Below are 24,425 nucleotides of genomic sequence, written 5' to 3'. Positions count from 1 at the left end.
TGACTTTGCCACAACGCCCCAAAAGTTACCAACTTTATTACAAAGTTACCGACTTTTTTATGTTGTTACCAACTTTATTATGATCCCACAGCGCCCTGAAACGGGCGCGCAGGATCTACTCAACCGTAACGCTTTTCGCCAGATTCCGGGGCTGATCCACGTCGGTCCCCTTGAGGACGGCCACGTGATAGGACAGCAACTGCAGGGGGACTGTGTAGACAATCGGAGAGGTAATCGGATGCACCGATGGCAGCGACATCACGTGAATACCTTCCTGGGATTTTACATCCGCCGCCTTGTCGGCAAATACAAACAACTCACCGCCCCTCGCCCGAACCTCTTCCAGGTTCGACTTCAGTTTTTCGAGAAGCTCGTTGTTCGGAGCCACGGTGACCACTGGCATGTCGCCGTCCACCAGGGCCAGCGGCCCATGTTTGAGCTCGCCTGCAGGGTAGGCCTCGGCGTGAATATAGGAAATTTCCTTGAGCTTCAGAGCGCCTTCCAGGGCAACCGGGAACATGGCACCCCGACCCAGGAACAGACTGTGGAACTTGTCCATGAACGACCTTGAGAGTTCGGCAATTTCTGCATCCAGCGCCAACACCTGATCGACCTGACCAGGGATGAGGCGGATGGCTTCAACGATTTCCGCTTCCCGCGTCTCGTCCAGGCCGTTATGACGGGCCAGTGCCAGGGTGAAGATCAATAGCGCCGTTAGCTGGGTGGTGAAGGCCTTGGTGGAAGCAACGCCGATTTCGGGGCCAGCCTGGGTCATGATGACGAGATCCGACTCCCGTACCAGGGAACTGCCAGGAACGTTACAGATGGCCATGGCAGCGCGGAAGCCGGCTTTCTTTGCCTGGCGCAATGCAGCCAGGGTGTCAGCAGTCTCGCCGGACTGCGAAATACACAGGAACAGGGTATCCGGCTGGATAACGTGTTTGCGGTAACGGAACTCGGAAGCCACCTCCACGGAGCAGGGAATGCCTGCAAGATCTTCGATCCAGTAACGCGCGACCATACCGGCGTGATAACTGGTACCGCAGGCGATGATCTGCACGTGGCGCACATTTTCCAGCAGGTTTCCTGCCTGGGTTCCCAACGCCTGTTCAAGCACGCGGGTGTTGGTTATCCGGCCTTCGGTGGTGGCCTGGATCACCCTGGGTTGCTCATGAATTTCCTTGAGCATGAAGTGCCGGTATTCGCCCTTTTCAGCCGCATCGGTACTGTGTTCGAAACGGGTGATGGCGCGCTCGACCGGTTGCTTGTCACGGTCATGGATGTCGATGCGGTCCCGGCGGATATCCGCTATATCGCCTTCCTCCAGGAACATGAAGCGGTCGGTTACCGGTAGCAGTGCGAGCTGATCAGAGGCAATAAAGTTCTCTCCGATACCCACGCCAACCACCAGCGGGCTGCCTTCACGGCAAACGACCATGTGGTCCGGCTCATCGGCATGGATTACCGCGAGGGCAAAAGCACCACGCAGCCGTTCAATAGCTTTGCTGACGGCATCGTAGAGATTATTGCTCAGGCGATACTGCTTTTCGATCAGATGCGCGACTACTTCGGTGTCAGTCTGGGATGTGAACTCAAAGCCTTCGGCTTTCAGTTCTTCCCGCAGTTCCTGGTAGTTTTCAATAATACCGTTGTGAACGATGGCCAGTCGTTCGCCGGACATGTGCGGATGTGCGTTTATCTGGGAAGGCTCACCGTGTGTCGCCCAACGCGTGTGGGCAATACCGGAAACACCTTCTAGACCATCGCCGGTGATAACATCTGCCAGCGCGGCAACCTTGCCGACTTCCCGGGCACGGTTTATGGCATGATTGCTGTCGATAACCGCCATGCCCGCTGAGTCATAACCCCGGTACTCCAGGCGGCGCAGACCCTCGAGCAATATACCCTGAACGTCCCTTTCCGATACTGCACCTACAATTCCACACATAAACCTGTCACCTGTTCTGAATGTACCGAAGCCTGTCGGGGGCTTTTGAATCAGTCTGTTTTAACCGGGCGTTCCCAGTTATCGATATTACGTTGGCGTCCACGTGCCACGGCGAGCTCGCCTGCCTCTACATTACGGGTAATGGTAGAGCCGGCACCCACAGTGACATTGTCCGCCAATGACACGGGGGCGACCAGTGATGTGTTCGATCCCACGAAAACACCGTCACCCATAACTGTCTGGTACTTGTTTACCCCATCATAATTGCAGGTAATGGTTCCTGCACCCACATTCACATTACGCCCAAGTATGGCATCACCCACATAGCTGAGATGATTGATTTTGCTACCTTCACCCACCTCGGCTTTCTTGGTTTCCACAAAATTCCCCACCTTCGTGCTGTCCGCCAGTCTGGTGCCTGGTCGCAGGCGTGCGAAGGGGCCGACCTGGGCACCGCTGCCGATATCCGCGCCATCAATAACCGAGTTGGCCTCAATACGGGTGCCATCACCAATCCTGGCATTCCGGATTACACAATTGGGGCCGATGCTCACATTGTCGGCAAGGGAGACATTACCCTCGAAAACCACATTAATGTCGATCAGTACATCCTGGCCCACCGAAAGACTGCCACGCACATCGACACGGGAGGGGTCGGCGAGGGTGGCGCCCTCAGTCATCAGCCGGTCAGCCTCCTGACGCTGATACCAACGCTCCAGTTCCGCCAGTTGCAGCCGGTTATTCACACCCTGCACTTCGTATTCATTGCCCGGCTGCGCCACGGAGATAGTCAGGCCTTTGTCGGCCGCCATGGCGATAATATCGGTAAGGTAATATTCGCCCTGTGCATTGCTGTTGGACAGTTGCGGCAACCAGTTTTTGAGGTGACGCGCGGATACCGCAAGAATACCGGTATTCACTTCGCTGATGGCTTTCTGGGCATCAGAGGCATCTTTCTGCTCCACAATGGCCGTCACCTGACCGGCGTCATTGCGAATAATACGGCCATATCCGTCCGGATTGTCCAGAGTTACTGTCAGTAGACCAAGTGAGCCCTCACTGACCTGGGAAACCAGTGATTCAAGGGTTTCTGGTCGTGTCAGCGGCACATCCCCGTAGAGAACCAGCACCCGTGCATCATCGGGTAACGCCGGCAGTGCCTGGGCGACTGCGTGGCCGGTACCCAGCTGTTGCTCCTGCAATGCCCATTGCACGTCTTCAGCCGGGGTAATGGCTTTTACCTGGTCTGCCCCGTGGCCGATGACCCCATGGATACCATCGGCGCCCAGCTTCCGAGCTGTATCTATCACATGGTGAAGCATGGGTTTACCGGCGATGCGGTGAAGAACCTTCGGCAAGGCGGATTTCATGCGGGAGCCCTGGCCGGCGGCCAGAATTACAACGTGCAGGGATGTCATAGGTGTACCACACTCCGTGCTGGTGGCGAGTTTGGGTGTATTGAACAAAAAAAGCCGCCTCCCTGGCAAATGACACTCCGGAAAGGTTCCGGTAGGTCATCCGTTTCAGGATGCGGCTTCTGTCAGGCGAACGGCTGCAGTACGCAGGTTCCGGAAGATTCCGGCCTCAGCGAACGTTCTTGCGCAGCTTCTGAATCGTGCGCAACTGGGCGGCAGCTTCTGCCAGCTCGGCTGCGGCACGGGAGTATTCAAACTCGCCTGTCTTGTTTGCCAGTGCCTTTTCAGCTTCTTTCTGGGCTTCCAGTGCCGCTGCTTCGTCCACATCCTTGGCGCGGATAGCCGTATCAGCCATCAGGGTAACCAGGTTGGGCTGTACTTCCAGGTAGCCACCTGAAACGTACAGAATTTCCTCTTTCCCGTCCTGCTTGATGATCCGTACTGAACCGGGCTTAAGCTCGGTCAGCAGCGGAGCGTGGCCCAGCTGTATACCCATTTCACCCTCGGTACCGGTAGCGATCAACATCTCTACCAGCCCGGAGTAAATTTTTTCCTCGGCACTTACGACGTCACAATGTACGGTCATAGCCATTTCTCATGCCTCTTGGGTCTGAAAGTGAAGAAAGTCTTACTTCTTGCTTTCCTTCTCTTTCATTGCCTTCGCCTTCTCGATCACTTCTTCAATGCCGCCGCACATGTAGAAAGCCTGCTCGGGCATTTCATCGTACTCACCGTTCAGGATACCTTCGAAACTGGCAATAGTCTCTTTTAGAGACACGTACTTACCTGGTGAACCGGTAAATACTTCAGCAACGTGGAACGGCTGGGACAGGAAGCGCTCGATTTTACGGGCACGGGATACGGTCAGCTTGTCTTCTTCCGAAAGCTCGTCCATACCCAGGATGGCGATGATGTCTTTCAGCTCTTTGTAGCGCTGAAGTACGTTCTGTACGCCACGGGCTACGTTATAGTGCTGCTCACCAATAACCAGCGGATCCAGCTGACGGGAGGTGGAGTCGAGCGGGTCGATCGCCGGGTAGATACCCTTGGAAGCGATGTCACGGCTCAGTACCACGGTGGCGTCCAGGTGCGAGAAGGTGGTGGCCGGAGACGGGTCGGTCAAGTCATCCGCCGGTACGTATACCGCCTGGATGGACGTGATGGAACCGGTCTTGGTGGAGGTAATACGCTCCTGCAGCTCACCCATCTCCTGGGCCAGTGTTGGCTGGTAACCTACCGCGGAAGGCATACGGCCCAGCAGTGCGGATACCTCGGTACCGGCCAGGGTGTAACGGTAGATGTTGTCAACGAACAACAGTACGTCACGGCCTTCGTCACGGAACTTCTCGGCCATGGTGAGGCCGGTCAGGGCAACACGCAGACGGTTTCCGGGGGGCTCGTTCATCTGCCCGTAAACCATGGCTACCTTGTCCAGTACGTTGGAGTCCTTCATCTCGTAGTAGAAGTCGTTACCCTCCCGGGTACGCTCACCTACACCGGCGAATACGGACAGACCGGAGTGTTCCTTGGCGATGTTGTTGATAAGTTCCATCATGTTAACGGTCTTACCAACACCTGCGCCGCCGAACAGGCCAACCTTACCACCCTTGGCGAACGGGCAGATCAGGTCGATAACCTTGATGCCGGTTTCCAGCAGATCGGCAGAGGCTGCCTGATCCGCGTAGCTGGGCGCCTTACGGTGAATCGCCCATTGCTCTTCTTCACCGATTTCGCCCTGTTCGTCGATGGGACGACCCAGAACATCCATGATGCGACCCAGAGTCTGCGTGCCAACCGGTACCGAAATCGGCTTGCCGGTATTGTCTGCTTTCAGGCCACGCTTGAGGCCTTCGGTGCTGCCCATTGCGATGGTACGTACAATGCCGTCGCCCAGCTGCTGCTGAACTTCCAGAGTTGTCTCACCACCTTCAAGCAGCAGTGCGTCGTAAACGCCCGGAACGGAGTCACGTGGAAATTCCACGTCGATAACCGCGCCTATGATCTGAACGATATGTCCGCTACTCATGCTCGGTTCCTCGTTATCTTGATAGTCAATAAAACCAGTAGGATTGCGCCGGATCAGACCGAAGCCGCGCCGCTCACAATCTCCGAAATTTCTTGCGTAATGGCTGCCTGACGGGCCTTGTTGTACGCCAGCTGCAGCTCGTTGATGATTTCGCCAGCGTTATCTGTCGCGCTCTTCATGGCGATCATCCGCGCAGCCTGTTCGCAGGCCAGATTCTCTACCACTCCCTGATACACCTGGGATTCGATATAACGTGGTAGCAACCCGTCCAGAATGGGGCGTGAATCCGGCTCGTAGATGTAATCCCACTGGTGACCGATGTCCTCATCAGTGCCTTCAGGCAAGGGCAGAAGCTGCTCTGCGACAGGCTTCTGGGTCATGGTGTTGACGAACTCGTTATAGATCACATAAAGGCGATCAATCTTGCCTTCCTCGAACGAATCCAGCATAACCTTGACGTTACCGATCAGCTTCTCTGCACTCGGGCTGTCACCGATATGAGTCAGTGCTGCCACCACGTTTCCGCCATAACTGCGGAAAAACGAGGCGCCTTTCTGCCCGATGGCACAGATATCAGTCTCTACACCTTTTTCTTTCCATGCACGCATTTCACGAACGAGCAGCTTGAACGCATTGGTATTCAGACCACCACAGAGGCCCCGATCAGAGGATACCACGATGTAACCGACACGCTTGACGTCACGCTCCTTCATGAAGGGGTGCACGTAATCCTTGTTGGATTTGGCAATATGTCCGATTGCCTGGCGCATCTTTTCCGCATAGGGCCGCGTGGCCTTCATGCGTTCCTGAGCCTTACGCATTTTACTCGCAGCCACCATTTCCATGGCGCTGGTGATCTTCTGCGTGCTCTTGATGCTTCCGATCTGATTACGTATTTCTTTTCCGACGGCCATAAGTCACTGCCTTTTCAAGTTAGACACTCATGTGGACCAACGGACCCGCCGTAGCGGGCCTCGGGCTTACCAGCTTTGAGTGGTCTTGAATTTCTCCAGAGCAGCTTTCAGGCTGGCGGCAACATCGTCATCGTACTTGCCTTCTTCACCGATCTTGTCGAGCACGTCTTTCTGTTCGGCACGCATCCAGTCAAGCAGTTGCGCTTCGAATTTAACGACGTTGTTCACTTCGACATCATCCAGGAAGCCTTCGTTAGCTGCGAACAGCACGGTACCCATTTCCGCAACGGTCATGGGGCTGTACTGGTTCTGTTTCATCAGCTCGGTAACGCGCTGACCGTGCTCCAGCTGGTTCCGGGTGGCTTCGTCCAGGTCCGATGCGAACTGGGCGAATGCCGCCAGCTCACGGTACTGGGCGAGAGCCAGACGGATGTTACCGCCGAGCTTCTTCATGATCTTGGTCTGGGCGGAACCACCAACCCGGGATACGGAGATACCGGCGTTCATCGCCGGACGGATACCGGAGTTGAACAGGTTGGTTTCCAGGAAGATCTGACCGTCGGTAATGGAGATCACGTTGGTCGGTACGAACGCAGATACGTCACCGGCCTGGGTTTCAATGATCGGCAGTGCCGTCAGGGAACCAGTCTTGCCTTTTACTTCGCCATTGGTGAGCTCTTCCACATAGTCAGCGTTGACGCGGGAAGCACGCTCCAGCAGGCGGGAGTGCAGGTAGAATACGTCACCCGGGTAGGCTTCACGGCCAGGCGGACGGCGCAGCAGCAGGGAAATCTGGCGATAGGCCACAGCCTGCTTGGACAGATCATCATAGATGATCAGCGCGTCTTCACCACGGTCACGGAAGTACTCACCCATGGACGTGCCGGAATACGGAGCCAGGAACTGCATCGCAGCAGGATCGGCAGCGCCGGCAGCGACCACAATGGTGTGGTCCATGGCGCCATGCTCTTCCAGCTTGCGGACCACGCCGGCGATGGAAGACTGCTTCTGGCCGACAGCCACGTAGATACACTTGATGCCGGTGTTCTTCTGATTGATGATCGCGTCAATCGCAACGGCGGTCTTACCAATCTGGCGGTCACCGATGATTAGCTCACGCTGGCCACGGCCGATCGGCACCATGGTGTCAATCGCTTTAAGACCAGTCTGAACCGGCTCATCAACGGATTGACGGGCAATAACGCCGGGAGCCACTTTCTCGACCGGTGAGGTCAGGGTATTACCGAGCTCACCCTTGCCGTCGATCGGATTACCCAGACCGTCAACAACGCGGCCCAGCAGTTCCGGACCGACCGGAACTTCCAGGATACGGCCGGTACAACGAACCTTCTGACCTTCGGCCAGGTCTTCATAGTCGCCCAGTACTACGGCACCAACAGAGTCACGCTCCAGGTTCAGTGCCATACCGTAAATGCCGTTGGCGAATTCAATCATCTCGCCGTACATAACATCGGCCAGACCGTGAATCCGAACGATGCCGTCGGAAACGGAGAGGATGGTGCCTTCGTTTTTTGCTTCTGAAGAAATATCGAGCTTTTCGATTCTCTTCTTGATGATGTCACTGATCTCGGATGGATTCAGTTGCTGCATGCCTTTGTCCTCAAACCTTGTGCTGAAATCAGGAGCCCACGGCGTTGGCCATTCTTGCCAACTTGCCACGAACCGAAGCGTCAATAACCAGGTCGCCCGTGCGTATAACCACCCCGCCGATCAGCGACTGATCGACCGAGGATTCAAGTTCGACCTTGCGCTCCAGTTTCCTGGACAGGGCGTCGATCAATTTCTGCTGCTGCTCGGCTGTCATTTCGAACGCTGTGCTCACCTGCATCTTCACCGTGCGCTCAAGATCAGCTCGGTAGAGGCTGAACAGCTCAGATATGGCTGGCAGCAGGGCAAGTCGATTGTTTTCAGCAAGAATTGACAGGAAGTTGCTGAGCGCCTCGGGAAGCTGCTCTTCAAAACAGTCAGCGAGAAGCTGCGCCTTTCGTTGCTCAGCCAGGCCCGGTTTGGCCAGGATAACCTTCACCTGTTCGTTGGCCGCAACCTGAGCGGCAAAAGCCAGAGCCTGATCCCAAAGATCAACGGCGTTCTGGTCCTGCGCAGCATCAAAAACGGCTTTCGCGTAGGGTCGGGCTAACGTAGTCAGTTCTGCCATGGTGACCCTCGCTTAGAGTTCTGCGGCCAGCTTGTCCAGCATCTCGCTGTGAGCTTTGGCGTCTACAGAGGTTTCCAGGATCTTCTCGGCACCGGCAATGGCAATGGCTGCCACTTCTGCCCTGAGTGCGTCACGAGCCTGAACACGCTCCTGTTGAATTTCCGCCCGGGCCTGTTCGATGATCTTCTCGCCTTCTTTGCGAGCGTCATCCTTGGAGGCCTCAACGATCTGGGCGGCACGCTTGTTAGCCTGGTCGATCAGGGCTGCAGACTCTTCTTTCGCTTTCTGCAGTTCCTTGGAGGCTTTTTCCTGCGCAAGCTCCAGATCGAGGGAAGCCCGATCTGCGGCAGAGAGGCCGTCGGCAATTTTCTTCTGGCGCGCACTCATGGCCTCGGTAATCGGGGGCCATACATATTTGACGCAGAACCAGACGAAAATAGCGAAGGCAATTGTTTGCCCTATTAACGTAAGGTTTATATTCACGGCGGTGTACCTCTTGCTATTCGTTGCGTCCCGGTGTCCGTAGAGCGGGGCGCGGCCTTAAAGTATAAGCCCGGCGCCCGACAACTCTTTCGGCTGATTAACCAGCTACAACGAAGATCAGGTACATCGCGATACCAACACCGATCATGGGAACGGCGTCAAGCAGACCGGCCATGATGAAGGCCTTGGTTTGAAGCTGGTTACCAAGCTCTGGCTGACGAGCAGTAGACTCGAGCAGTTTGCCACCGAGCAGACCGAAACCGATGCCAGCGCCCAGGGCGCCCAGTCCGATGATCAGTGCTGCTGCAATAAATACCATTTCCATTGAAGACTCCTCAGTTTTCTCAGATAGTTAAGGGTTTATTTTCGGGTATCAGTGATCTTCGTGCGCGGCGCTGAGGTAAACCACAGCCAGCGTTGTAAAGATAAAGGCCTGCAGTGTTATTACCAGAATGTGGAAGATGGCCCAGGGAACGTTCAGGGTCCACTGGATCCACAAGGGTAACAGCGCAATCAGGATGAATACGACCTCGCCCGCGTACATATTGCCGAACAGACGCAGTGCCAGGCTGACAGGCTTGATAATCAGGGCCAAAATTTCAAGCACCAGATTGAATGGCACCAGCGACCAGTGATTGAACGGTGTGAATGACAGTTCTTTGGCGAACCCACCCGGGCCTTTCACCTTGAAGCTGTAGAAAAGAATCAGCAGGAAGACGCCGATAGCAATCCCGAAGGTACCGTTGGGATCGGTCGTGGGCACGATCTTGAAGTATTCCAGCCCCAATGCATGAGCAATAGAGGGTATATAGTCCACCGGAATCAGCTTCAGGGTGTTCATCAGGAAGATCCAGACGAACATGGTCAGGGCCAGTGGCGCAATGATCGGGTTCTTGCCATGAAAAACATCGCGAACGATGTTCTGTATGAACTCGACCGTCATTTCCACGAAGTTCTGCAGGCCGGACGGTGTTTCCGTCGTGGCATTCTTCGCCACCAGCCGGAAAAGGCCGAGGAAAAGCAGACCCATGGCGATGGACCAGCCCATGGTATCAACATGAATTGCCATGAAGCCCATATCCGCGGCTTCCTGACCGGTACGGGCCATGGTCCATGTCGCTTCCTCAACGACAGTGCCGTCGGCACGCTCATAACCTCCGGGCAACTTGCCATAGGTCAGGTTCGTAAGGTGGTGCTTTATATACTCTACTGGGGTATCAGCTGCCATACTGCTCTCGTCCAGTCATCGCTGTGGTTGTGGCCGGATGAACCAACGCAGAAGCGGGCCCAACGCAACCATCACAGCAAAAGTGAATAACAGAGCCGGCACATGTACTGGCTCCATTAAGATGAAAACGGCCGCGAAAAAGACGGCGGTCAGGGCCAGTTTGATGGTCTCGGCCCTGAACATGTTGCCCACCACCAGGTGCGCATTTCGCGCTCCCTCAAACCGGTACATCCGGTGGGCAAAATACGCGTTTGGTATGACATAAATAAGACCGCCAACAACAGCGGAATAACCAGCCAAACGACTTTCTGTAAACCAGACCAGACTCAATACGATGATGAGCCCGCCCTCGATTGCCAGCCACTGTAGAAACGGCAATCGGTTAATACGCTTTCTGGTCGGGGACATGGAACCAGCCTGAAAAATGGTCATGCGTGCGTGAAACCTGCTTCCTGTCACACCCTGTCCAGAGTTAATGCAAGCGCGCGAAATTATATGTGTTAACCGGTAGGTGTTCAACAGAACTGACGGGAAAATTTGATGGAAAAATAGCCAGTTTTCACGGCAGATCCCACCAATATCACACAAGTTGTGCTTTTAAACAATTCAGATCACGACATGTGGTGTTTTAGGGTCGGATCAGTACTTTCGCACTATCAACGAACGGCACTACTTGATGTGGCCCAGGATACCATCCAGCTCGTCCAGTGAGGTGTATTCGATCACCAGCTTGCCTTTTCCACGCTGACCATGGTCGATCGATACCCGAGCTCCCAGACGTTCAGCGAGATCATCCTGCAGGGCGCGGATATTGGGGTCCACCTCGCCTCTGACTTTCTTGCGGCCCGGCGTTTCCTGCTGCACACGGCGAACCAGGGCTTCGGTCTGGCGCACAGACAGGGACTTGGCCACCACCTGCTTCGCCACCTGCATCTGCTGTTCCGGCTGGAGGGTGAGCATGGCGCGGCCATGACCCATTTCCAGGTCGCCGTGCTCCAGCATCACCCGCACATCCTCGGTCAGGCTGATCAGTCGCAGCAGGTTGGTGATTGTGGTCCTGGACTTGCCTACCGCTTCGGCGACCTGTGCCTGGGTGAGGCCGAATTCGTCCTGCAGGCGCTGCAGCGCAAAGGCTTCCTCAATGGGATTGAGATTCTCGCGCTGGATGTTCTCGATCAGCGCCATGGCGATGGCGGCATCATCCGGCACATCGCGAATAATGGCGGGAATGCGGTCGAGCTCGGCCATCTGGGTGGCTCGCCAGCGGCGTTCACCGGCAATCAGCTCGAAGCGGCCTTCGGCAATCGGGCGCACTACCACCGGCTGCATCACACCCTGCTGACGAATGGAGTCCGCCAGTTCCTGCAGAGCTGCTGGGTCCATATCCCGTCGGGGCTGGAACCGGCCACGCTGGATCAGGTCAATCGGAACTTCCCGGAGCTCACCGTCGTGGTCCTTCAGTTCCTGATCCAGATTAACCCTGGAGCCCTGTAACAGAGCGCCCAGTCCGCGCTCACCCAGTCCTCGTTTCTTCGCCGCCATGGTGTTTGTCATTCTTCCCGATGAAAAATCTGTGTGCAAAGGAGAGGTAGTTTACACGGCAACGGCCGCGGATGTCTTTTGTGAACCGTGCCGGCGAACCATTTCACCCGCCAGGGCCAGGTATGCAATCGCACCCTTGGAGGTACGATCATATTTCAGCGCCGGCACGCCATAACTGGGCGCCTCCGCCAGCCGTACGTTGCGGGGAATCACTGCCTTGTAAACCTTGTCGCCGAAAAACTCGCTGAGCTGGCCGGAGACATCCAGGGTCAGGCTGTTACGGGGGTCGTACATGGTGCGCAGGATGCCTTCTACCTGCAGATCCGGGTTAACGGTTTCCTGAATCTGTTCCACCGTGTTCATCAGTGCAGCCAGGCCTTCCAGGGCATAGTATTCGCACTGCATGGGGATCAGCACGGTATCCGCCGCTGAAAGTGCGTTAACCGTAAGCAGGCTGAGGGAGGGTGGGCAATCGATCAGGATATAGTCGTAGTTTTCCCGAACCTTGTTCAGAGCCAGGCGCAGGCGATGCTCGCGGCCGATCTCGTTCATCAGTTCCACTTCAGCGGCGGTGAGATCGCCGTTGGCCGGCAGGATGTCGAAGCCGGATGCCTCGGCGCGGAAGATCACCTCGGCTGCGGTGGCCCGCTTGGTAAGCATGTCGTAGCCGGAACGCTCGAGGGCGTTTTTATCCACACCGCTGCCCATGGTGGCATTCCCCTGCGGATCCATATCCACCAGCAGCACACGGCGTTTGGTCGCAGCCAGGGAAGCAGCCAGGTTGACGCAGGTGGTGGTTTTCCCAACACCGCCCTTCTGATTGGTCACTGCAATCACACGCGCCATGACTAGCCTCCTGTCGTGAAATTCTGATGGCCGCAATCCCGTCTGATCACCAGCAGATGCCGGTCGCCATCCGAGCCGGGGACCGATAACGAATGCCGGGACTTCACCTGCCAACCGGATGGCAGCGCAGCCACCTCATCATCCGGAAACTGGCCTTTCATGGCAAGGAACTCGCCCTCATCCGCAAGCAGATGCCCGCACCAGCTGACAATATTGTCCAGCGCCGTGAACGCCCGGCTGCTGATCTGGCGGTATTGGATGGCAGGATCGCAGCTTTCCGCCCGGCCGTGAATAATATCCACGTTCTTCAGGCCCAGTTCCAGCACACACTGGGTGAGGAACCGGGTTTTCTTGCTGTTGCTGTCCAGCAGGGTAAACCGCTTCTTCGGCAAGGCAATCGCCAGGGGAATGCCCGGCAATCCGCCACCGGCGCCCACATCCAGAAGGTGATCCGCGGTGACAAAAGGCCGGATGCTCAGGCTGTCCAGCAACTGGCGCGACACCATGTCCCGCGGTTCCCGCACGGCTGTCAGGTTGTAGGCGCGGTTCCACTTGTTCAGCAAAGCCAGAAACGCCAGCAGCTGGTGCTGGCTGGCGTCATTGAGTTCCAGATTCAGGTCAGCCAGGCCCTGGGAAAGCTGGCGTTGCCAGAGTGCGTCGCTCATGGGAGCACTCAGGCGGACTGTTTGCGCAGAAGGTCGCGCTTCTTGAGATGCACCAGCACCTGGGAAATGGCCGCCGGGGTCACGCCCTGGATACGCGAGGCCTGGGCCACGGTTTCGGGCCGCACTTCCTTGAGCTTCTGCCTGATCTCATTGGACAGGCCGCCGATAGCATCAAAATCGATATCGTCCGGCAGACGGGTGTTCTCGTTCCGGCGCAGGCGCTCAATTTCATCCGCCTGGCGGGAGATGTAACCCTCGTACTTGATCTCGATTTCTACCTGGTCCGCAACAATAGGATCGTCCGCGATGCCGTCTGCCATGCGGGCAATATGACTGTAGTTGATTTCCGGGCGCCGCAGCAGTTCTGCCAGGGTCTGGTCACGGTTCATGGGCTGGCGCAGAAAACTGTTGGCCGCCTCGCCACCGGGAGTACCCGGATGAATGCGGGTGGTTTCCAGACGGTTGCGTTCGGCGGCAATGGCGTCGCGCTTGGTATTGAACGCCTGCCAGCGTTGCTCATCCACAACCCCCAGCTTCTGGCCGACTTCAGTCAGGCGCAGGTCAGCGTTGTCTTCCCGCAGAATCAGCCGGTATTCGGCACGGCTGGTAAACATGCGGTAGGGCTCCGAGGTGCCCATGGTAATCAGGTCATCCACCAACACGCCCAGATAGGCCTCGTCCCGACGGGGATACCACTCGTCTTTACCCTGGGCTCGCAGTGCCGCATTGATACCCGCCAGCAGGCCCTGGGCACCAGCCTCTTCGTATCCGGTGGTGCCGTTGATCTGGCCGGCAAAGTACAGGCCCTGGATGAACTTGGTTTCCAGTGTGTGGCGCAGGTCCTGCGGATTCAGGAAATCATACTCAATCGCGTAGCCGGGCCGCGTGATGTGGGCATTCTCGAAGCCGGGAATGGTGCGCACAGCCGCGAGCTGGATATCGAACGGCAGGCTGGTGGAAATGCCGTTGGGGTAGAGCTCGTTGGTGGTCAGCCCTTCCGGCTCCACGAAAATCTGGTGCGAGTCCTTGTCGGCAAAGCGGTTCACTTTGTCTTCGATGGACGGGCAGTAGCGGGGCCCGATGCCTTCGATGTTGCCGGCAAACATGGGCGACCGATCAAAACCGCTGCGGATGATGTCGTGGGTCTGCTCGGTGGTGCGGGTCACGTAGCAGCACACCTGCTCAGGGTGCTGATCACGGGAACCCAGGAATGACATCACCGGTGCCGGGTCATCACCCCATTGCTCCTGCATCATGGAAAAATCCACGCTGCGGGCATCGATACGGGGCGGGGTGCCGGTTTTCAGGCGCCCGACATTGAACGGCAATTCCCGCAGGCGTTGGGCCAATGCGTTGGCGGGGGCGTCGCCGGCACGGCCACCGGAGTGTTGCTGCATGCCGATGTGGATAACCCCACCCAGGAAGGTCCCGGTGGTCAGCACCACCGTGGGGGCACGGAAACGGATGCCGGACTGGGTCACCACGCCAGTAATGCGCTCACCTTCAACGATCAGGTCATCCGCGGCCTGCTGGAACAGGGTCAGGTTGGGCTGGTTCTCCAGAATCTCGCGGATGGCGGCCTTGTACAGCACCCGGTCTGCCTGTGCGCGGGTGGCGCGAACGGCCGGGCCTTTACGGGAGTTGAGCACGCGGAACTGGATGCCGGCCCTGTCAGTGGCCATGGCCATGGCACCACCGAGGGCGTCAATTTCCTTCACCAGGTGGCTCTTGCCAATACCGCCAATGGCCGGGTTACACGACATCTGGCCCAGGGTTTCAATATTGTGGGTCAGCAGCAGGGTCCGTGAACCCATGCGCGCAGCCGCCAGAGCGGCTTCGGTACCGGCATGGCCACCACCAATGACAATCACATCGAAACGGGTCGGATAATCCACTACATCACCTCGGCAAACGGGGTATCAAAAAAATTCCGGATATTACGAACAGCCTGAAAAACAGGGCGGGGAGTATAACGCCTCACCCGGGAAATTGCAGTCAGAATGTGCAAATTTTAACCAGAGGAAGTCATCAGGGGAAACCCCGACCCGCCGCTCATACAGTTACCGGGGCTTTATCAAAGGTCACACAGATAGTGGAAAACCGAAATCTGAAAAATTTCAGCGGGTTGTGAGTACCTTCTGAGAAAACTTTTCAAGAAAGTTATCCACATTCCCGGAGTGCCGTCACAGGGCCTCAAAAACCTTTCAAGACCATGTTTTAAAATGTTTTTTATAGTTCTAATCAGAGCTTATCCGAAGGTTATCCAATTATTTATCCACAGATCGCACCACTTTGGGTCGGACTCTGTCAGAACCTGTCCATCTCCTTTGATTGGGGTGCCGCAGCCATCCCGCGGCCGCCAGCAGAATGACTGGCCTGCTTCTCGAGTTCGAGCTCAATCGCATTGGAGGACTTGGCAAACCTCGCCAACAGGTTATAGAGCACGGGAATGATGAACAGGGTCAGGGTAGTGGCAAAGATCAACCCCCCAAGTATCACTATACCGATGGAAGCCCGGCTTTCCGCACCGGCACCGGTAGCCAGCACCAGAGGCACGGCACCGAAGACTGTGGAAATCGTGGTCATCAGTACCGGACGGAAGCGCAGGATGGCACCTTCCAGAATGGCCTCACGGACCTCATAACCCTTGTCCCGAAGCTGGTTGGCGAACTCCACGATCAATATCCCGTTTTTGGCCATCAGCCCCAGCAGCATGATGATGCCGATCTGGCTGTAGATATTCAGCGTGATGCCCGAGAAAAACAGCGCGTAGAGGGCGCCGGTGACAGCCAGTGGCACCGAGAGCATGATGATCATCGGATGGATCCAGCTTTCAAACTGCGCCGCCAGTACCAGGAAAACAATCAGGAATGCCAGCCCGAAGGTCACGTAAATGGCCGCCGACGAATCCTGGAACTCCCGGCTCAGGCCTTTATAGCTGACCCGCGCCTCTGGCGGCAGATTATCCACCGCCAGGTTGTTGAGGTAGGTCAGTGCCGACCCAAGATCGTAACCGTCCGCCAGGGAGCCGCTGATAACCACGGCTGGCAAACGGTCAATCCGCCGCAGATCCGGGTTCGCCCCCACCTCTTCAATGGTCACCAGTGCTTCCAGGGGAATCAGATCGCCCCCCTGTCGGGGACGCAGGAACACGCGCCCGAGATCGCCAGGGGTGGCACGGTCGATATCCGCTGCCTGAACGATCACATCGTACTCCCGGCCCCGATCCAGATAGGTTGTTACCTGGCGTGAAGCCAGCATGGTTTGCAGGGTCAGCCCTACATCCTCCACGGTTACGTCGAGGTCTGCGGCGCGTTCCCGATCAATGGTGACGTTCAGTTCCGGGCGGGTCAGCTCGAAATCGGTTTCCAGGCTGAGGAGATTGGGATTCTCTTTTGCCCGTTCCACGATTTCCTCACTCCAGGCCTGCACGGAGGCGTAGTCCGGGCCGCCAATAACAAATTCCACCGGCTGGTTGAATCCACGCTGGCCCAGGCCCGGCGGATTGACTGCCACAGACCGGACACCGGGGATGCCATCCAGTTTTCCGCGCAGTTCACTGGTTATTTCCTGCTGTTTGATCTCGCGCTCGTCCCAGGGCGCCAGGCCCATAATCATGAAGGCATTGTCGGCCTCGTTGCGGAACCCCACGATGGATAGCAGCCGGTTGGCACTGCCGTCTTCCAGGTAGGGCAGCAACAGTTCCTCGGCCTTGCGGACATGGTGGTCGGTGTATTCCACCGTGGAACCCCGGGGTGCACTGGTGGGCATGATGATGACACCCCGGTCCTCGGTGGGCGCCAGCTCCTGGGGTAATTTCGGGAACACCACTACCGCCATGATCAGCCCCACAACACCGAGGCCAAGCAGCAGGCCGGGCTGGCGAAGGGAGAACCGAAGCATGCGCGCATAACCGTTGGTCAATCCGTTGAGTGCCCGTTCGCTGGCCGCCCACAGACGATGGCCTTCTTCCGTTTCCGGGCTGTGCCGCAACCACTTGGAACACAGCATGGGCGTCAGGGTAAGCGCCACGATGCTGGACACCACCACGGCCGCTGCCAGGGTAAAACCGAACTCTGCAAACAGGCGGCCGACGTTGCCGCCCATGAAAGAAATAGGCACAAACACCGCAATCAGTGTCAGGGTGGTGGCAATAACCGCAAATGCCACCTGCCGTGCACCGCGATAGGCGGCCAGCAGCGGTGGTTCACCTTCGTCGATCCGCCGCTGGATGTTCTCCAGCATGACAATGGCATCGTCCACCACCAGGCCGATGGCCAGAATCACCGCCAGCAGGGTCAGCACGTTGATGGAAAATCCGAGCGCGCCCAGGCCAATGAAGGCACCAATAACAGCGACCGGTATGGTGACCGCCGGGATCAGCGTCGCCCGCCAGGAGCGCAGGAACATGAAGATAACCAGAATGACCAGTGATACAGCAATGGCGAGGGTGAAAATAACCTCTTTGATCGAGGCGCGGATAAAGATCGATTCGTCGTAACTTTCGGCGATGCTCACTTCCGGAGGAAGCGTTTCCCGGATCCTGTCCAGCTCTGCCCTGACCAGGTCAGACACCGCTACGGTGTTGGACTTGGACTGGCGAATGATACCCATACCGATGGCGGTCTGGCCATTGGCTCGCAGGCGACTGGTGTCTGACTCCACCCCCATCTGCACATCAGCAACCTCGCCGAGGCGCAGCAGATCGTTACCATCACGGCGGACCACCAGATTGCGGAACTCCTCCACCTCCGACAATCGCCCCTTGGCGCGCACGGTAAAATCCCGGGTAGCGGATTCCACCGAACCGGCGGGCAGCTCCACATTGTTTGATCGCAGTGCCTGTTCCACCTCGGAAACCGTAATATCACGGGCGGCGAGCCGTTCACGGTCCAGCCACACCCGGATGGCGTAACGGCGTTCGCCTCCAATACGCACATCGGCCACACCATCAAGTACTGACAGGCGATCCGCCAGCACCCGGTCGGCGAAATCACTGAGTTCCGCGCTGTCCCAGACATCACTGCGCAAGGTAATCCACATCATCGGGCGCGCATCGGAATCGGCCTTGCTCACCACTGGCGGATCGGCTTCTTCCGGCAGCTCACTGGCAACCCGGGCGACCGCATCGCGAACATCGTTAGCGGCGATGTCCACATTGCGGGAGGTGTTGAATTCGATGGAGGTGCGGGATTCGCCTTGTTCGGTACTGGACTCGATGGAGCGAATGCCCTCGATGCCGCTGATCGCTCCCTCAATCACCTGGGTAATCTGGGTGTCCACCACTTCCGCTGCTGCGCCGATGTAGTCCGTGGAAATGGACACCACGGGGGGGTCGATGTCCGGGTATTCTCTTACCGGCAGACCGCGAAGAGCCGCAAGCCCGAACACCAGGATCAACAGGCTGATAACGGTGGCGAAAACCGGCCGTTTGATGGAGACGTCGGAAAGAATCACGGGTCAGGACTCCCGGGAAGTGGCAAAGCGGTTATCGGGAATCGCCTTGTCGTCATCCACCACATCAACACGGTCGCCACTGCTGAGGCGGTCCTGGCCGGTTATGATCACCTTATCCTCTCGGGAGAGTCCGTCAGACACCTCCACCCAGCCGGGAGATCTGGAGCCCAGGGATACCGACATACGGCGGGCCACCCCGTCCTCGGCAATGAAGACATACTTGTCTGAACCTCGAATCATCACCGCCTGTTCGGGAATAACCAGGGCTTCCCGCTCCCGCAGCGTAAGGTTGGCCGACATGAACTGCCCGGGCCGCAATTTACCATCCGGATTATCGATGACAGCCCTCACCGGCAAGGTGCGGCTAAGTTCATTGACCCGCGTGCCGAGTTCCACAAGCTGGCCCTGAAAACCGTCATCGGGATAGGCCGGCGAACTCCCACGGACCATCTGCCCGACCTGGATCTGGCCCAGAAAACGCTCGGGAATGGAGAAACCCAGCTCCATGCGGTCCGTTGAATCGAGGGTGGTCACCGACGTGCCTGAGCCAAGATAGGTCCCGAGGCTGATATCGCTGAGGCCGATCACCCCCTCGAAAGGTGCTTCAATCCGGTGGTTGTCCAGGCGTGTCCGGGCGGATTCGCGCTGGGCGTCGGCTACATCCATGGCGGTGCGGAGCTCGTCCACCTGGGCCTGGGAAATGCTGTTGTTGTTCTGCAGCCGCTGTGCCCGCTCAAGCTGACGGCGGGCATCCGCCAAAGTCGCTTCCGCCACCTGTAGATCGGCCCTGGCCTGGCGATCGTCCAGACGCAGCAGCAACTGCCCGCGGCTGACCCGTTTGCCGCTGTCCAGATTCATTTCCACCACGCGGCCACTGACTTCAGTGGTCAGCTCTACCTGGTCAAGGGCCCGCAGGTTACCCACGGCATTGACGGAATCCCGAACCATCTCCATGCTCGGGCTGATCGCATTAACCTTGCTTGCCGGGCGCTCCGTTCGCGCGCTCTCCGCCTCTTCCGGCGCAAAGTGCTGCCAGGAAAAAGCACCTCCAGCGGCCAGTGCTACCAGTACCAGGGCGATCAGCCATTGCTTTACCATAGTCGTCTCATTCAGTGTGTTGTTACTTCCTGCTGATCACCAGCACTATTTCCCCCACTTCGATTCCCCACTTGCTCATTGTGGTCTGGTTAATCAGTGTGTCGGGCGTAATCAGGTACATCCAGTCATCCATGCGAACATCAATGGTGCCGTCACCGTAGGCCACCCGCAGGACATAGTTCATGTTGATCGCGTTGCCCTGCCATCGCATGGTGCCCGGATCCACCACATCACCTGCATCAGCCTTCAGGGCACCATCTTCCGGTGTCAGTGTCCAGACACGGGTCTGCACCTCACCATCGTCGAAACGGAAGACCTCGTCCAGGGTGCCAACACCGTTGCTGTCCCAACTAGCGGAAATATCGGCGTCAAACGTGCGAATGACTTCCCCGGAAAAATCCTTGACCACGCCCCGGGCGGTCAGTTCGCCGCTGAAGAATTCCTGCGGCGTCAATACCGGCTTGCGATCCTGGTAGTCTTCCAACGCCGGTCCGGCGCAGCCAACGAGCAGCACTGTGGATAACAATAACCACAGATAGAGGGGCAAACCAGCGACAATCTTCACTCCGGATGAACTTTGCATGACTTTTACACTCTTGGACGGTTCGAAATCGATATCAGGCCTTTCAAATACGCCGGCAGCACCGTTACCGATCATTAGCGCACCTGCCACGCCCTGTTTCGTCATTTCAGCCAATTGTCCATTCTGACACCGGCAATGGCGATTTCCGTCAATGGCACGCCGGTGGCAATGCCGTAAAACATCAGCCCATGGAAGGCAGCCTGCCTTCGCCCACGCTGCAAACTGAATCACAGAGGTATTGCCATGCCGGTTTACAAGGCGCCGCTGCGCGACATGAAGTTCCTGCTCAATGAGGTGTTTGATTATCCCGGACACTACACCCGCCTCCAGAGCGGCGAGAACGCCACCCCGGATATCGTTGATGCCATACTCAACGAGTGCGGCCGATTCTGCGAGGAGGTGCTGAGCCCGCTTTACCAGAGTGGTGACGAGGAAGGCTGTAAGCTGGAAAACGGCGAAGTAACCACCCCGAAAGGCTATCCCGAGGCCTACCAGCAATACGCCATGGGCGGATGGCAGGGCCTGTCCGCACCGGAGGAGTACGGCGGTCAGGGCCTTCCGGCCTCCATGGGCCTGCTAAAGCAGGAGATGATGGGAACCGCCAACTGGCCTTTCTCCATGTACCCCGGCCTGTCCATGGGCGCCATGAACACGATCTTCCTGCACGGCAGCGAAGACCAGAAAAAAATCTACCTCACACCACTGACCGAAGGCCGCTGGGGCGGCACCATGTGCCTCACCGAACCCCAGTGCGGTACTGACCTGGGACAGGTCAAGGCCAAGGCAGAGCCTCAGGCAGACGGAAGTTACAGGGTCTCCGGTACCAAGATTTTCATTTCGTCCGGTGACCATGACCTGACCGAGAACATCGTGCATATTGTGCTGGCGCGTTTGCCGGATGCTCCCAAGGGTACCCGGGGTATCAGTCTGTTTATTGTGCCCAAGTTCCTGCCGGGCGCTGACGGTGGCGTTGGTGAGCGAAACGGCGTCACCTGCGGCAGCCTGGAAAAGAAAATGGGCATCAAGGCCTCGGCCACCTGTGTACTGAACTTCGATGATGCCACCGGTTTTCTGATCGGCCCGGAAAACGAAGGCCTGAACTGCATGTTCACCTTTATGAACACCGCCCGTATCGGTACTGCCATCCAGGGCGTGGGGCCCGCGGAGCTGTCTTACCAGTGGGCACTGGACTACGCCAAAGAACGTCGCTCCATGCGGGCGCTGTCGGGCAAGAAAGAACCGGACCAGGCAGCAGACGCACTGATTCACCACGCCGATGTTCGCCGTATGTTGCTGACCCAGAAAGCCATTGCCGAGGGAGGCCGGGCAATGCTGTATTACGCCGCCCGCCTGGCAGACCATATGGTGGAAGGCCACACCACCGGCGATGCCAGAAAGGCCGACGCCTACGACGACAAGCTGGGCTTCCTGACCCCGATACTGAAAGGTTTCCTGACCGAACTGGGTAACGAGGCCGCCAATCTGGGTGTCCAGGTATTCGGTGGCCACGGCTACATCCGTGAACACGGCATGGAGCAGATTGTCCGGGATACCCGCATTGCCACACTTTATGAAGGCACCACCGGTATCCAGGCACTGGACCTGTTGGGCCGCAAGGTATTGCTGATGACACAGGGCGGGGCTGTCAGAGAGTTCACCCTCCGCGTGGCCAACTTTGCCCGCAAGAACCTCACCGACAAACGGGTGCGCCCTTTCGCCGTGGAGTTGCTCAAACTTACCGCTCAGTGGAATCTGCTCACGGTTCGCCTGATGCTGGCAGCACGCAAGGATCGCGACATGGTCAGCTCGGCTGCCAATGACTTCCTCATGTACAGCGGTTACGTCACCATGGCGCACATGTGGTTGCGCATGGCGGCCGTTGCCTCCGACAAACTCGAGAAGGGAGGGGCCGACTCCGAAGACTTCTACCGGGCCAAGCTCGCGACGGCTGAATTCTACTACGAGCGCCTTCTTCCCAGAGCTCAGGCCCATGCCACCAGCATGCTCAGCCCCAGCAAGAACCTGATGCAGCTAAACGCAGACAACATGAGTTTTGTCGATTAAATCTGCTTCAGATAGTTCTGGCTCCCGGCGGTTGAAATTCTGAGGACCGCCCCAAAATTCTGTGTGCCGCCACTCGCGCGGCATTCCATACCGGATCAACTTGTTATTTTTTTGCTGTTGGGAACCCGATGCAGGGTTCCCCTGTGCGATAGAAAAATAGGGAGATTTGACCATGGAGACTCGTACTGACGATCTTTATCCCACTCGGCTCGAACGTCCTACCAACAGCTTTGAGCGCCTCGACCCGGTGGTTCACAGTAACGGCACAGATCGGACTGGTGGCCCCCTGAGTGAAACGGAACTGGCTCAATACGAGCGGGACGGCTTTCTGGTATTCAATAATTTTCTCGATACCACAACAGTACAGCGGTTCCGGGAAGACTTGCGTGCGTATGAGAACGACAAAGCCATACTGCAATCCGAAGGCACCATCACCGAACCAGGCAAACAGGAAATACGTTCCATTTTTGGCATTCATGAGCTGTCGGACCGCTTCGACCGCCTGACGCGGGACCCCCACATTCTGGGCATGGTGCATCAGCTGCTGGGCGGTGATGCCTATATTCACCAGTCCCGCATCAACTTCAAGCCGGGATTCCACGGCAAAGGTTTTGACTGGCACTCGGATTTTGAAACCTGGCATGCCGAGGATGGTATGCCGCGCATGCGGTCGGTCAGTTTTTCCATCGCATTGACGGACAACACGCCATTCAACGGTCCGTTGATGCTGGTGCCAGGCTCGCACAAGACCTTTATCCCCTGTGTCGGCCGCACCCCCGAAGACAATTATCAGTCGTCATTGAAAAAGCAGGAGCTGGGGGTACCGTCGGACCAGGATCTCGACCGGACGATCGATGAACATGGTATTCAGGCGCCCACGGGCCCGGCCGGTTCACTGATCATCTTCGAGTGCAACACCCTGCACGCTTCCAATGCCAATATGTCTCCCTGTCCACGCAGTGACCTGTTCTTCGTCTACAACAGTGTGGAGAACCGGCTGGTGCAGCCGTTCTGCGGCAACAAACCCAGGCCTGGGTTCCTGGGTAGCCGCACCCAAACAGATGCCCTTCAGGCGGTGGGTGCCCGGCCTCACCGCCGGACCGGGTAACTCCAGCCTCCGGAACCAAAAATGGGAGCCATATCCGGCTCCCATTTTTCAACTCTACAGGCCGTATTTGGTTTCAATGGCTTCGAACATGCCTGACTCATGGACCTTCTCAAGCCCGGCGTTTAGCTTTTCAACGGTGTCATCCGGTGTATCGGGATTTATCGCGAGGAAAAGCTCCATATCGTTAAAAGAGTAGACCGGTTCCAAACCTTCTACATTTTGTTGCGAAGCGAAGTAAGGGCCAGCAAGGCGATCTGCGATCCACAAGTCAATCTGGCCAAGTTCCAGGCGTTTTGGGTTCAGGTCATCGCTATCCAGAGCCGACACCTCGTAGCCGCGTTCAAGCAGGTACTCGGTCATAACATCATTGCGGTAGCCACCAAACCTTAGCCCCCTTGTATCTTCAAGGCGGTCAACCTGGAGATCCGTACCCGCGGGGGCAAAAATGGTCCAGAGGTTCCGTGTCAGCGGGCCTACCCACTTGAAGCGTGGGGCCCGGGACTCGGTGTAGGTGGTGCAGAAGATTCCATGATTGCGTTTGTTGAGGGCCCGGTTATAACCATAATCCCAATTTCGCAGCTTGATGACATAGTCAAGATCGGTGTTGTTTAGAATCGCTTTGACCATCTCGGTACATAAGCCGTCAATGTTCGAGCCGTTATGCTCGAACGCCCGTCCTGTGGCACTCATGTTGTAAGGGGGAAAGTTCTCCGTGTACAGATAGAGTTTGTCAGAAGCCTGGGCAGTGGAAAGGCTGGCCGTCATTATCACAACAGCAAGTAATAGAGGGGCAGGTGCCGCACGATTTTGTCTCCTTGGTATGCATAGTCGCCATGACGATGGCGTCCCTTTCGTCGATGGCGAAGTCTACC

21 protein-coding genes are annotated in these 24,425 nt (G+C 57.2%); 2 read left to right on the top strand and 19 right to left on the bottom strand.

Annotated elements, in window-relative coordinates:
* Positions 1 to 115 precede the first annotated feature (115 nt).
* The 18 genes from glmS to ABJM11_RS01640 all read right to left on the bottom strand — a co-directional run bounded on the left by glmS (position 116) and on the right by ABJM11_RS01640 (position 20,381).
* Entirely contained in the window at positions 116 to 1,948 is a 1,833-nt protein-coding gene (gene glmS, locus ABJM11_RS01725; RefSeq protein WP_348294605.1) for a glutamine--fructose-6-phosphate transaminase (isomerizing), read from the bottom strand.
* A gap of 50 nt (positions 1,949 to 1,998) precedes the next feature.
* Positions 1,999 to 3,366, bottom strand: a complete 1,368-nt coding sequence (gene glmU, locus ABJM11_RS01720; protein ID WP_348294603.1) for a bifunctional UDP-N-acetylglucosamine diphosphorylase/glucosamine-1-phosphate N-acetyltransferase GlmU — start codon at positions 3,364 to 3,366, stop codon at positions 1,999 to 2,001.
* A 166-nt stretch (positions 3,367 to 3,532) separates the two neighbouring features.
* Positions 3,533 to 3,955 (bottom strand): F0F1 ATP synthase subunit epsilon, encoded by a 423-nt coding sequence (locus ABJM11_RS01715; protein WP_137436477.1) that lies wholly within the window; start codon positions 3,953 to 3,955, stop codon positions 3,533 to 3,535.
* 36 nt (positions 3,956 to 3,991) lie between these two features.
* A complete protein-coding gene (gene atpD, locus ABJM11_RS01710; protein WP_348294601.1) occupies positions 3,992 to 5,389 on the bottom strand; it encodes a F0F1 ATP synthase subunit beta in 1,398 nt (465 codons plus the stop codon).
* 53 nt (positions 5,390 to 5,442) lie between these two features.
* Positions 5,443 to 6,303 carry a F0F1 ATP synthase subunit gamma gene (gene atpG / locus ABJM11_RS01705; protein ID WP_348294599.1) on the bottom strand — a complete coding sequence of 287 codons (861 nt, stop codon included), beginning with the start codon at positions 6,301 to 6,303 and terminating at the stop codon, positions 5,443 to 5,445.
* 66 nt (positions 6,304 to 6,369) lie between these two features.
* Complete coding sequence (atpA, locus tag ABJM11_RS01700; RefSeq protein WP_348294598.1) at positions 6,370 to 7,914, bottom strand: F0F1 ATP synthase subunit alpha; 1,545 nt, start codon at positions 7,912 to 7,914, stop codon at positions 6,370 to 6,372.
* Positions 7,915 to 7,942: 28 nt separating this feature from the next.
* Entirely contained in the window at positions 7,943 to 8,479 is a 537-nt protein-coding gene (locus ABJM11_RS01695; RefSeq protein WP_348294597.1) for a F0F1 ATP synthase subunit delta, read from the bottom strand.
* 12 nt (positions 8,480 to 8,491) lie between these two features.
* Complete coding sequence (locus tag ABJM11_RS01690; RefSeq protein WP_150991184.1) at positions 8,492 to 8,962, bottom strand: F0F1 ATP synthase subunit B; 471 nt, start codon at positions 8,960 to 8,962, stop codon at positions 8,492 to 8,494.
* Positions 8,963 to 9,059: 97 nt separating this feature from the next.
* Positions 9,060 to 9,287 carry a F0F1 ATP synthase subunit C gene (atpE, locus tag ABJM11_RS01685; RefSeq protein ID WP_027830230.1) on the bottom strand — a complete coding sequence of 76 codons (228 nt, stop codon included), beginning with the start codon at positions 9,285 to 9,287 and terminating at the stop codon, positions 9,060 to 9,062.
* A 48-nt stretch (positions 9,288 to 9,335) separates the two neighbouring features.
* The gene (gene atpB, locus ABJM11_RS01680; RefSeq protein ID WP_348294595.1) at positions 9,336 to 10,190 is read right to left on the bottom strand and encodes a F0F1 ATP synthase subunit A; all 855 of its coding nucleotides are present in this window, start codon (positions 10,188 to 10,190) and stop codon (positions 9,336 to 9,338) included.
* 15 nt (positions 10,191 to 10,205) lie between these two features.
* The gene (locus tag ABJM11_RS01675) at positions 10,206 to 10,622 is read right to left on the bottom strand and encodes an ATP synthase subunit I (RefSeq protein WP_348294594.1); all 417 of its coding nucleotides are present in this window, start codon (positions 10,620 to 10,622) and stop codon (positions 10,206 to 10,208) included.
* Positions 10,623 to 10,859: 237 nt separating this feature from the next.
* Positions 10,860 to 11,732 (bottom strand): ParB/RepB/Spo0J family partition protein, encoded by an 873-nt coding sequence (locus tag ABJM11_RS01670; RefSeq protein WP_348294592.1) that lies wholly within the window; start codon positions 11,730 to 11,732, stop codon positions 10,860 to 10,862.
* 51 nt (positions 11,733 to 11,783) lie between these two features.
* Entirely contained in the window at positions 11,784 to 12,578 is a 795-nt protein-coding gene (locus ABJM11_RS01665) for a ParA family protein (RefSeq protein WP_150991192.1), read from the bottom strand.
* Positions 12,579 to 12,580: 2 nt separating this feature from the next.
* Positions 12,581 to 13,243 (bottom strand): 16S rRNA (guanine(527)-N(7))-methyltransferase RsmG, encoded by a 663-nt coding sequence (gene rsmG / locus ABJM11_RS01660; RefSeq protein ID WP_348294591.1) that lies wholly within the window; start codon positions 13,241 to 13,243, stop codon positions 12,581 to 12,583.
* Between the two features lie 8 nt (positions 13,244 to 13,251).
* Positions 13,252 to 15,138, bottom strand: coding sequence for a tRNA uridine-5-carboxymethylaminomethyl(34) synthesis enzyme MnmG (gene mnmG, locus ABJM11_RS01655; protein WP_348294589.1), 1,887 nt, complete (start codon positions 15,136 to 15,138; stop codon positions 13,252 to 13,254).
* Between the two features lie 412 nt (positions 15,139 to 15,550).
* Positions 15,551 to 18,700 (bottom strand): efflux RND transporter permease subunit, encoded by a 3,150-nt coding sequence (locus tag ABJM11_RS01650; RefSeq protein ID WP_348294587.1) that lies wholly within the window; start codon positions 18,698 to 18,700, stop codon positions 15,551 to 15,553.
* A 3-nt stretch (positions 18,701 to 18,703) separates the two neighbouring features.
* Positions 18,704 to 19,798, bottom strand: coding sequence for an efflux RND transporter periplasmic adaptor subunit (locus ABJM11_RS01645; protein WP_348294585.1), 1,095 nt, complete (start codon positions 19,796 to 19,798; stop codon positions 18,704 to 18,706).
* 22 nt (positions 19,799 to 19,820) lie between these two features.
* Entirely contained in the window at positions 19,821 to 20,381 is a 561-nt protein-coding gene (locus tag ABJM11_RS01640) for a DUF3833 domain-containing protein (RefSeq protein ID WP_348294659.1), read from the bottom strand.
* Positions 20,382 to 20,624: 243 nt separating this feature from the next.
* Here ABJM11_RS01640 and ABJM11_RS01635 point away from each other — a divergent pair, with 243 nt between their 5' ends.
* The gene (locus ABJM11_RS01635) at positions 20,625 to 22,445 is read left to right on the top strand and encodes an acyl-CoA dehydrogenase C-terminal domain-containing protein (protein ID WP_348294584.1); all 1,821 of its coding nucleotides are present in this window, start codon (positions 20,625 to 20,627) and stop codon (positions 22,443 to 22,445) included.
* A gap of 172 nt (positions 22,446 to 22,617) precedes the next feature.
* A complete protein-coding gene (gene thpD, locus ABJM11_RS01630) occupies positions 22,618 to 23,553 on the top strand; it encodes an ectoine hydroxylase (protein WP_348294583.1) in 936 nt (311 codons plus the stop codon).
* 54 nt (positions 23,554 to 23,607) lie between these two features.
* On the opposite strand, the gene ABJM11_RS01625 is transcribed toward thpD, so the two are convergent.
* The gene (locus ABJM11_RS01625; protein WP_348294581.1) at positions 23,608 to 24,318 is read right to left on the bottom strand and encodes an ABC transporter substrate-binding protein; all 711 of its coding nucleotides are present in this window, start codon (positions 24,316 to 24,318) and stop codon (positions 23,608 to 23,610) included.
* Positions 24,319 to 24,425: the final 107 nt, after the last annotated feature.

This window comes from Marinobacter sp. (assembly GCF_039977835.1).
In the GTDB taxonomy this organism is placed as follows: domain Bacteria; phylum Pseudomonadota; class Gammaproteobacteria; order Pseudomonadales; family Oleiphilaceae; genus Marinobacter.
This window is presented reverse-complemented; position numbering and strand designations above follow the sequence as displayed.

Bases quoted from the DNA above. Each gene is read 5' to 3' on its own strand.
- glmU (WP_348294603.1), bottom strand. From the start codon at position 3,366: ATGACATCCCTGCACGTTGTAATTCTGGCCGCCGGCCAGGGCTCCCGC.
- rsmG (WP_348294591.1), bottom strand. From the start codon at position 13,243: ATGAGCGACGCACTCTGGCAACGCCAGCTTTCCCAGGGCCTGGCTGAC.
- ABJM11_RS01635 (WP_348294584.1), top strand. From the start codon at position 20,625: ATGCCGGTTTACAAGGCGCCGCTGCGCGACATGAAGTTCCTGCTCAAT.
- atpG (WP_348294599.1), bottom strand. From the start codon at position 6,303: ATGGCCGTCGGAAAAGAAATACGTAATCAGATCGGAAGCATCAAGAGC.
- ABJM11_RS01665 (WP_150991192.1), bottom strand. From the start codon at position 12,578: ATGGCGCGTGTGATTGCAGTGACCAATCAGAAGGGCGGTGTTGGGAAA.
- atpD (WP_348294601.1), bottom strand. From the start codon at position 5,389: ATGAGTAGCGGACATATCGTTCAGATCATAGGCGCGGTTATCGACGTG.
- ABJM11_RS01695 (WP_348294597.1), bottom strand. From the start codon at position 8,479: ATGGCAGAACTGACTACGTTAGCCCGACCCTACGCGAAAGCCGTTTTT.
- atpE (WP_027830230.1), bottom strand. From the start codon at position 9,287: ATGGAAATGGTATTTATTGCAGCAGCACTGATCATCGGACTGGGCGCC.
- glmS (WP_348294605.1), bottom strand. From the start codon at position 1,948: ATGTGTGGAATTGTAGGTGCAGTATCGGAAAGGGACGTTCAGGGTATA.
- ABJM11_RS01670 (WP_348294592.1), bottom strand. From the start codon at position 11,732: ATGGCGGCGAAGAAACGAGGACTGGGTGAGCGCGGACTGGGCGCTCTG.
- ABJM11_RS01645 (WP_348294585.1), bottom strand. From the start codon at position 19,798: ATGGTAAAGCAATGGCTGATCGCCCTGGTACTGGTAGCACTGGCCGCT.
- ABJM11_RS01715 (WP_137436477.1), bottom strand. From the start codon at position 3,955: ATGGCTATGACCGTACATTGTGACGTCGTAAGTGCCGAGGAAAAAATT.
- thpD (WP_348294583.1), top strand. From the start codon at position 22,618: ATGGAGACTCGTACTGACGATCTTTATCCCACTCGGCTCGAACGTCCT.
- ABJM11_RS01675 (WP_348294594.1), bottom strand. From the start codon at position 10,622: ATGACCATTTTTCAGGCTGGTTCCATGTCCCCGACCAGAAAGCGTATT.
- ABJM11_RS01625 (WP_348294581.1), bottom strand. From the start codon at position 24,318: ATGACGGCCAGCCTTTCCACTGCCCAGGCTTCTGACAAACTCTATCTG.
- atpA (WP_348294598.1), bottom strand. From the start codon at position 7,914: ATGCAGCAACTGAATCCATCCGAGATCAGTGACATCATCAAGAAGAGA.
- atpB (WP_348294595.1), bottom strand. From the start codon at position 10,190: ATGGCAGCTGATACCCCAGTAGAGTATATAAAGCACCACCTTACGAAC.
- ABJM11_RS01640 (WP_348294659.1), bottom strand. From the start codon at position 20,381: ATGCAAAGTTCATCCGGAGTGAAGATTGTCGCTGGTTTGCCCCTCTAT.